This is a genomic window from Cellvibrio sp. (genome assembly GCF_053579595.1).
In genome coordinates this window covers 375-9,194 of record NZ_JBRFPI010000172.1, presented here as the reverse complement: position 1 = coordinate 9,194, position 8,820 = coordinate 375, and the positions used below count along the sequence as shown (strand labels likewise).

Sequence of the window (8,820 nt, the reverse complement as noted above, 5' to 3'; positions counted from 1 at the left end):
GCCGATGGTGTTCTCCACGTGTGCTGGTTCGGAAATGCGCAGCGTTATGGGGATTGCGGTGTTCTCAGGCATGTTGGGTGTGACTTTCTTTGGTTTGTTTTTCACGCCTATGTTCTATGTGTTACTGCGCAAATTGGAAAGCAAGCGTAGCTATGCCGTTGCAGAAAAAGTAGCGGCAGAAAAATTAGAGCGCCAATTACATTCAAATGAGCCGCATTCACATCAATCAGCTCTTGATCACAAAGAGGTGCAAGTATGAAACAGCAACAATTAATCAAACTGTTTAGCCTGGCCTTGTTGCCCTTGGTTATCAGCGCTTGTAGCGGATTTAAATCGGTAGAAAATTCACGTGCGCTGGCCAATGTGCCAGCTGCACCGGCGGCATTTGAGTTACAGCAGGGCATGGATCAGCAACAACCGGTGGCGGCCTGGTGGTCGCAATTAAATGATGAACAACTCAATCAATTAATTACAGATTCATTGCAGCAAAACCATTCCGTACGTATCGCACAGGCATCGCTTGCAGAATCGCGCGCGCTCTTACGCAATAGCAAATTGGATCGCTACCCCACTGTAGAGGCTGGTGTGAGTGGTACGCGGCAGAAACAAAGTGCTGATATGGTGGGTGATGCTGACTCGCGTATCAGTGAATCTTATCAAGCCGGTTTTGATGCAAGTTGGGAACTAGATATTTTTGGCCGGGTGCGCAACGGGGTGAAATTATCCAAGGCACAGCTCGCTGCGCGCGAAGCCGATTTACAAGCAGCGCAAGTAAGCATCGCTGCTGAAGTGGCCAGTGCCTACATCAGTTTGCGCGGCAACCAATATTTGTTGGATGTCGCACTGCGCAATGTACTTAACCAGCAGGAAACCTTGCAGCTCACCCAGCGTTTTCTTGAAGTAGGGCGGGGCGACCAATTGGATGTAGCGCGTGCTGAATCGCAGTTGGAATTAACACGCTCCAGTATTCCCACATTGCATGCGCAAGTGAATGTTGCATTGAATCGCATCGGTGTATTAACCGGTAAACCCACTGCGGAATTAAAAACTGCGTTAACGCAAGTGAAATCCCTGCCGGAAATTCCCGCTTCTTTTGCAGTGGGCAATCCGGCGGATTTATTAAAGCGTCGTCCTGATGTTCGTCGTGCAGAGCAAGCTCTCGCCGGTTCAGTAGCGGAATACAATATCCGCGTTGCCGATATGTATCCCAGTGTCACTTTCTCTGGTGGTTTGGGATATCTATCAACGGATTGGACGCGCCTCGGTAATAGCGGTACCGATACCTTTTCATTTTCACCGCGTATCCAATGGGCAGCGTTTAATCTCGGGCGGGTAGATGTGCAAATCGATGCGGCCGACGCACGCACCCAGGCGCGCATTGCCGAGTTTGAACAGCAAGTGCTGGTCGCCCTGGAAGAAACAGACAATGCACTGCAAAACTTTTCCCGCGAAGAAGAACGCCGGATTGATTTGCAGCGCGCATTGAATGCGAGCAATCAGGCGGCATTTTTTGCGCGCAAACGCTTTGAGGTGGGCAGTAGTGACTTTTTAACTGTGTTGGATGCCGAGCGTTCGCAATTGAATGTGAGTGCGCAATTGGCGCAGAGCGATATGCAAGTGTTGTTGAATTTGGTTGCTGTGTATAAATCCCTCGGCGGTGGTTGGGAGTTTGCACAGGAAGCTGTTGCCAATCGTCAGTAGTCATGATTGTTTTTGGAAACCCTGAGGTAACCCTTTTGCCTGCCCGTGCCCCCTTTGCACCGGCGGGCTTTTTTATCTGTATGTTTTTTTGCAGTGCCGAAATAATATGGCTTGAAAATTTCACTGTGAGCGACCATCTTAAGGTCACTGTTTATCGATAATTTGGAATCCCTATGAGCGCTACCCAAATCAATTGCCCCCACTGCTTTGCCACCAATCGCCTGCCGGGTGAGCGCTTGGCCGATAATCCCAGCTGCGGTAAATGCAAACGTCCACTTTTTGTGGGCAAGCCGCTGGAGTTAAACCCCGGCAATGTCGCCAACACGATTGAAAAAAATGACATTCCAGTCCTGGTAGATTGCTGGGCGCCCTGGTGCGGCCCTTGCCAAAGTTTTGCACCCGTATTTGAACAATTAGCGGCGCAGTCCGAGCCTTACTTGCGCTGCGCCAAACTCAATACCGAAGCGGTTCCGTCCATCGCTCAGAGTTGGGGGATTCGCAGTATTCCGACCTTGATTTTATTTAAAGGAGGTAAAGAAGTGCAGCGTGTCTCTGGTGCGATGCCCATGCAGCAATTGAAAGCTTGGTTGGTGCAGGCGGGTGCGTTTAATTGATTTAACAAAGCGGGGATTCTGCAATAGAAACAGCTGAAGTTCTGCTAAATGCGGTTTGTTTATTCTGGTTGGTCGTCATCCTCGCGAACGCGGGGATCTATAGGTTGTGTATCTTTCGCGAAAATGGACTCCCGCGTTCGCGGGAGTGACGATAGGAAAATAAAAAGTTACCAATAACGCGGCAATTGTTTTTTGATTTCAATATAGCCGGGGCATTGCTCGATATATTCACCAATCAATAACTGCTTCATAATTCTGCTCACCATTTCGCGCGATGAGCCAACCATATTGGCGATATCCTGATGCGTGACTTTCGGGTTGTGGATGCGTTTGTTGTCATCGCTGAGTTTTTCCAGCGCATTACTTACGCGGCCGTACACATCCAGCAGTGCCATGTCTTTTACGCTGTCGGTTAAATCGCGCACGCGGCGGGTAAGTTCCGTTATCAACACCATCGCAAATTCCGGATGTTTATTTAACAGCTCCAGCACGCCCGCGCGCGGCACCAACACCATTTCACAATCGGTCACCGTCACTACAGACGCTGAGCGCGGTTGGCCATCCAGCAGCGACAGCTCACCAAAATATTCGCCCTCTTGCATGTAATTCAGGTTCACCTGGCGGCCATCTTCATTCGTAAGAAAAGCACTCGCGGTGCCGCGACGGATAATATACAAATGCGATGATTCATCTCCCTCGGTGACCAGTACCGTATTTTTCGGAAAACGGCGCGGAATACTGAGTTTTTCCAATTGTTGGAGATATTCGGGTGGCACATCGGCAAAGAGGCGTACATTCTCTAACATGGGATTGGCTTCTATTGTTAGGTTGTGAGAGCTGGCGTTGCGCTCATCATAACGCCTGAGGTGTGACAGGGCTAATATTGGCGTCAAAATTTGCATAATTTTGTGCGTTTTTTCACTGCGTGGAATCTCTTTTGCTGATTTGTTGTTATTGTCACGAAAACACACAATAATCGCCGCCACTTATGCCCTATTTTGAGCGGCAAGGATTATCATTTTTTCATCACCAAACGCTATCGCACGGAGAGCCGACTGCATCATGGTCGCCGAACACAATCAACATTGTGAACAGACACTTATGTTCACCGACATAGTCGGCTACTCGCGCCTTATGGGGCGTAATGAGACTATGGCGATAGAAATGTTGGGCGACTACCGCAAAATTCTGCTTTCCCATATTGAGCAACAAAACGGACAGTTGGTTGAATTTATCGGCGATGCGATTTTCGCGCGTTTTGATTCCGCCGCCAGTGCAACTGCAGCCGCCATCGCTATTCAGCAACATCTGCAAGCGTTTAATGAAGTGCGCGATAAAAAATTACCGCCACTGCAAACACGCATCGGCCTGCACAAAGGCGAAGTCATGCTCCGCGATGGTGCGGTGTTTGGCGATAGCGTCAATATCGCTGCGCGCCTAGAACCTCTTGCTGTGGCCGACGGTATTTGCATATCACAAACCGTGTACGACGAAATCCGTTTCACGCTCTCATCACCCGCAAAACGTTTGGGTGTGCAAGCCTTAAAAAATATCGAACAAAAAATCCGTGTCTATTTAATCAAACCTACTGGCATCGGCTGGCGCGATCATCTGTTTTATTTCCTGCGCGGCCTCAATAAAAAAATCCATGCCTACCGTTATCCATTAACGGCCTGTTTGTTCGCGCTTATCGTCGCCGGTTTTTATTTTATCCCCCGCTGGTTGGTGCCGGGCTACACAGCAAATTATGTAGAAATCGCAGATTTTCAAAACCTGATGAATGAAAAAGGTGATGCCGATTATTTCTCCGCCGGTATCACCGAAGCCGTGCGCTCGCAGTTAGCGGATATGCGTGACGTGTATATCGTGGATGCGAAAGAAGGTATTCATGCACCTATCCGTTTGGAAGGCAGTGTGCAGCGTTTGGGCGACAACCTCCGCATTGCTTACCGCTTATTTCGCCGCAAAGATAATGTGCAAATTGCCGGTGGAAAATTGGATGGAACCTATCAGGATATTTTTATTTTGCAAGACCGTTTGGTGGGAGAAATTGCGCGGTATTTAGCGGATGAATTTGAGTTGCAGAATTTTAGGCCAGCGCCGTTGAGGCTGACTAGTGATGTTACGGCTTATGATTATTATTTGAAAGGAATTAAACTGCTGGATATGGAAATGACACAAAAAAATGTAGATGAGTCTATTCAATTCTTCAGTGAATCAATTGTTCATGATGTCAATTTTTCGTTGGCATATTCAGGTTTGTGCCAAGCTTATTTGAAAAAATATTATCTTACTTACTCAGATTCTTGGTTGGATGAGTCAAGCAAAAATTGCTTTCAATCTTTAGAAAAGGATAAATTCTCGCCAAAAGCTCATTCGGCTATCGGTTTGATTTATAAAGCGAGAAAAGAATACAAAACGGCAATCGAATGGCTTACTAAAGCAAAATCTTTGGATGAAGATGATCCGTCTATAATGATACATATTGCGAGTGTATATGGCTCTTTAGGTGACTCGAAGAGAGCAGAAGAAATATATAAGATAGCAATTAATAAGTATTCAAAATCCTGGCTGACTTATAGTAGTTATGGTTTCTTTTTGATGCAGCAAAAACGGTATCAGGACTCTATTAGATTGTATAAAAAATCTTTAGAGATTCTTCCTGAAAATTCGGTTGTTTTTAATAATATTGCTGCAAATTATATGTATTTAGATGACTTTAACGCAGCAGCTGTAGCGTTGGAGAGTGCCTCTAAAATTGAGCCAAGTAGCTTTGTTTTTGGCAATAGTGGCAGTTTGTACTATTTATCCTCTCGTTTTAATGAGTCACTTAAAATGTATAAAATGGCTTTGGAGTTGGAGCCTGATAACTTTGAATGGCAAATTAACATTGCAGATTTGTATAAGTATGGTTTGCGAGATGAAGTTCTGGCAAACCGACACTATAAAATGGCGTTAAATTCATTGATGGGGTCTGCTGATGAGAGAAATATATCACCAAAAAACTATCAGTTTATGGCTCGTGCATATCTCGGAGTTGATGATCTTAAAAATGCAGAGATTGCAATTAATGCTGCAGATCGTGTTGATGTTTCGAGTGTTGAGGCAAATTATGCGCACTTAAAAATATCTATAGAAAAGAGGGATTTTGAATCGGTTAAATTTTATGTCAAGCAGTTGCTTGATAGCGGTTATTCCTATAATTTAATAAAGTCCGACCCTGGTTTGTCATATTTGCGTGACAATAAATTTTTAAAACTTTCTGAAATTGAAAAAGGACAATGATATGAGGTTATTAAGAATATTAATCGGAGGTATTTTTCTCTTAGGGTTGTCTGGTTGTGCAGTGAAGGAGTGTAAGCCAGAGATAGGGAAAGCTCTTCCGGGAACAAATACTGCTGTTGTGGGTGTATTCCTGGATAAAACTGGTGTGCCAAAAGAGACAGTAAAGGAAGTTGTTGTTCATCCTGGTCAAAATGTTCTGTATGCTGGTCCTGATGAGTTCAAGATTGTGTTCAAGAATAGAAAAACTCCAAATAGAGTTGTTTCTAACTCGTCCAAGGGTGGTGTCGTGTTGATTAAAATTCCTGTTGATATATTTGAAAGAAAAGAATTTGTTGATGAGTATCAAAAAAATAAATCTCTGATATTTGATTATAGTATTTGGGTGAATGGTAAGGAATACGATCCTCCTATTAGAGTAATTCCTACTGATGCGTCATAATTTTGTAACCAGCGGCTAGCTACCGCTGGTTTTTTATTTCGTTAATTGAAATTCCCCCCCCCCAACCGTGAATAAATCACAAATCCTCCCTGTATTAGCTCACAGATCCCACCATCAAAATCCAGTAACTTAACCACTGTAGCAGGGCGTCAGCAAGGATAAGCGAGCGGGACGAAGAGTTTCGCGAGCCAGGGATAAGACTGCGCTCAGTGACATGAGCTTAAGGTTGCAAGGATGCGCTATAGGCATTATGCCTCCCCCAATTGCTTTAAGCCCCGTGTCACCGCGTTACGCCATTTATGGCATGGCGCCCGGCTACTGTTGAATCGCTTCACCTTTGTAACAAGGACCACAACCAGCGTTTACGCAAAGTGCAAAAACACGTTTGCGCGATCTGAAAAAAGGAGTTACGCGAATGCTCAACCACTCACTCATGTTCCTCGCGTTAATTTCTTTTTCCATAGTATCCAGTGCTGCGGCGATCCCTATGGATGCGGATCTGGCAGCAGTCGATGCTACCCCCAACGCGGTTTTGCACAAGGACTATGTGATTCTGCAAGGAGGAGATACCGACAAGGATGTCGCTGAAGCACTTGCTGATATTAACGTGGGCTCAGTGCCTGCTAAATCCGATGTGCCCGCCGTTAGCGATTGGTTTGTCGCGCGGGATGACGAAGGTGGTTTGCAGTCTCTGGCAGTACTGATGCTGATCATTGGATTGGCTGTATTTTTTCTCTCGCGTAAATCCTCGTCAGCTAAATAGCCAGATAACACCCATATTTTCTACAGGCCCTGCCGCATTGCGGTAGGGCTTTTTTTTCGAGTTTTAGTCTTGTGAATTTTTCACAAATACCCCGGTTTTTTTTCACGGTGATCCGCTCATCGTTGCAGCACAATGGTGTTATCCGGTGACAGGGACTGAACTGCACGGGATGGACTAATCACTTTTTCTCAGGAAGGATCTTATTATGAAAACTGCAAATACTTTCTCTATCCAACACGCCCTTGTTAAACCTCTCACCCGCGCTGTGCTCATCGCTATAGCGGCTACGGCTAGTGTCAGTTATGCCGATGACGATAGAAAAACTGAAACTGTCAAACCTGATGCCGTAGTGCGTATCGACCCAACACTTGAGCGCCTTGCTGCGCAACAAACATCACTCCCGGTGATTATCGTTTTCGGCGAGCAGCCGCAGCGCAAAATCGCCCGCGAATTAAATGCAAAATACGAAGGGGAAATTGATGCCCTCGCTGCGCGTGTGCGCGGTATTTACGACAAATATCTTCCAAAAGATACGATTGAGGGGCAAGACAAAGAAGCTGAACAAAGTAAACTGTTGAGCCAGTACGTAACCGATGCAGATAAAAAAGAAATCCGTGCTCTGAATGAATCCCGTGAAAAATTAATGCGTGAATTACGCCAGCAAATTGGTCGCCAATCGGGTGCGGCAGTTGCGGAAGTGCAAAAAGTGTATGTGGATCGCATCAAAAGTCTCGGTGCAAAAATTCAGGAAAATTACGCGACTATCAATGCGATCAGTGCAGAAATTCCCGTTGCTGCGTTAAAAGAAATCGCTGCACTTAGTGGTGTTGCGGAAATTGTGTATAACAATCCCGGCAAGGCCGAGTTGAGCAATCAGGTGCAATCATTGGGTGCCGATACCTGGTGGGCATCGGGTTTTGATGGCGGTGTGTGGGATGTGGGCGTGCTGGATTCCGGCGTGTTAGATACCCACGATGCACTTAAAAGCCATACTTTTTACGAAAACTACGCCACCAACGGCAATCACGGGACGGGCGTTGCTTGTATGTATGCCAGTACTAACGCAACCCACAAAGGTCTCGCCTTTGGTTTGAACGCGATATTAGTCGACAACGCAGGTGATGATGCCACCACTATGGCGGGCGCCGATTGGATGTTGCGCACGGCGGGCGATGATCCGGAAGTCATCAACTATTCCTGGGGTAACGGCAATGCCACGGGGAATGATTGGCATCCGCTCTCACGCTTTGTTGATGGCGTGGTATTTGACTACGCTACTACCTGGGCGAAATCAGCCGGTAATCAGGGCGTTGGCACTAACACCATGACCGTGCCGGGCAATAATTACAACGGCCTCACCGTCGCCAATATGTTCGACAACAACACAGTTAGCCGTAGCGACGACGTGATCTGGTTTGAAAGCAGCCGTGGCCCAACCGTCGATGGCCGCAAAAAGCCCGACCTTGCAGCGCCCGGTGAGCAGACCATGACCTGCAACAGCTCAGGTGGTTACTCCAACCTTGGTGGCACCAGCTCGGCGGCACCTAAAGTCGGTGCAGCATCTTTATTGTTGATGGATGGCGGTAACTGGGACCCACGCGCAATCAAAGCAGTGTTGATCAATACGGCGGATTCCTGGGAAGACAACAACACCGATACCGCTGCCGATGACGCGGCTAAAACCGGCAAGGAGTGGAACAAAACCTACGGTTGGGGCTATCTGGATTTGTGGCACGCGCATTTCCATCGCAACGATTATTTCTCACACAGTGTGAAACCCAAAAACCAAACGGGCAGTTACAAGCTCTACAAAGGCCAGATGTTTAATGGCGATAAAGCTACGCTGGTGTGGGAGCGCGATGTGGATTACAACAATGCCGCAACACCAACGACATACCGCAACTTGTCGGATTTGGATTTAAAACTCTATGCCGAAACGACTAATGTGCAATTGGATTCTGACACCACCGTGAAAGACAATGTCCATCAAGTCGCGGCGAGTGCCAGCCAGAAAGCGG

Annotated in this window: 7 protein-coding genes and 1 pseudogene; 7 read left to right on the top strand and 1 reads right to left on the bottom strand. The window is 46.7% G+C overall.

Annotated elements, in window-relative coordinates:
• The 3 genes and pseudogenes from ACWA6V_RS11825 to trxC form a co-directional block, all read left to right on the top strand.
• Nucleotides 1-148, top strand: a pseudogene (locus tag ACWA6V_RS11825) (efflux RND transporter permease subunit); the annotation flags it as partial.
• A gap of 107 nt (nucleotides 149-255) precedes the next feature.
• Nucleotides 256-1,701 (top strand): efflux transporter outer membrane subunit, encoded by a 1,446-nt coding sequence (locus ACWA6V_RS11820; RefSeq protein WP_449522677.1) that lies wholly within the window; start codon nucleotides 256-258, stop codon nucleotides 1,699-1,701.
• A 173-nt stretch (nucleotides 1,702-1,874) separates the two neighbouring features.
• The gene (gene trxC / locus ACWA6V_RS11815) at nucleotides 1,875-2,315 is read left to right on the top strand and encodes a thioredoxin TrxC (protein WP_331351330.1); all 441 of its coding nucleotides are present in this window, start codon (nucleotides 1,875-1,877) and stop codon (nucleotides 2,313-2,315) included.
• A gap of 167 nt (nucleotides 2,316-2,482) precedes the next feature.
• Here trxC and ACWA6V_RS11810 read toward each other — a convergent pair whose 3' ends face one another.
• Nucleotides 2,483-3,121 (bottom strand): Crp/Fnr family transcriptional regulator, encoded by a 639-nt coding sequence (locus ACWA6V_RS11810; protein ID WP_449522676.1) that lies wholly within the window; start codon nucleotides 3,119-3,121, stop codon nucleotides 2,483-2,485.
• A 256-nt stretch (nucleotides 3,122-3,377) separates the two neighbouring features.
• Here ACWA6V_RS11810 and ACWA6V_RS11805 point away from each other — a divergent pair, with 256 nt between their 5' ends.
• From ACWA6V_RS11805 to ACWA6V_RS11790, 4 genes are all read left to right on the top strand, one after another.
• Complete coding sequence (locus tag ACWA6V_RS11805; protein WP_449522675.1) at nucleotides 3,378-5,600, top strand: adenylate/guanylate cyclase domain-containing protein; 2,223 nt, start codon at nucleotides 3,378-3,380, stop codon at nucleotides 5,598-5,600.
• 1 nt (nucleotide 5,601) lies between these two features.
• Nucleotides 5,602-6,039, top strand: a complete 438-nt coding sequence (locus ACWA6V_RS11800; protein ID WP_449522674.1) for a hypothetical protein — start codon at nucleotides 5,602-5,604, stop codon at nucleotides 6,037-6,039.
• Nucleotides 6,040-6,454: 415 nt separating this feature from the next.
• The gene (locus ACWA6V_RS11795; RefSeq protein WP_449522673.1) at nucleotides 6,455-6,802 is read left to right on the top strand and encodes a hypothetical protein; all 348 of its coding nucleotides are present in this window, start codon (nucleotides 6,455-6,457) and stop codon (nucleotides 6,800-6,802) included.
• A 205-nt stretch (nucleotides 6,803-7,007) separates the two neighbouring features.
• Nucleotides 7,008-8,820, top strand: a 1,813-nt coding sequence (locus tag ACWA6V_RS11790; protein ID WP_449522672.1) for a S8 family serine peptidase, incomplete at its 3' end; no start/stop codon positions are given.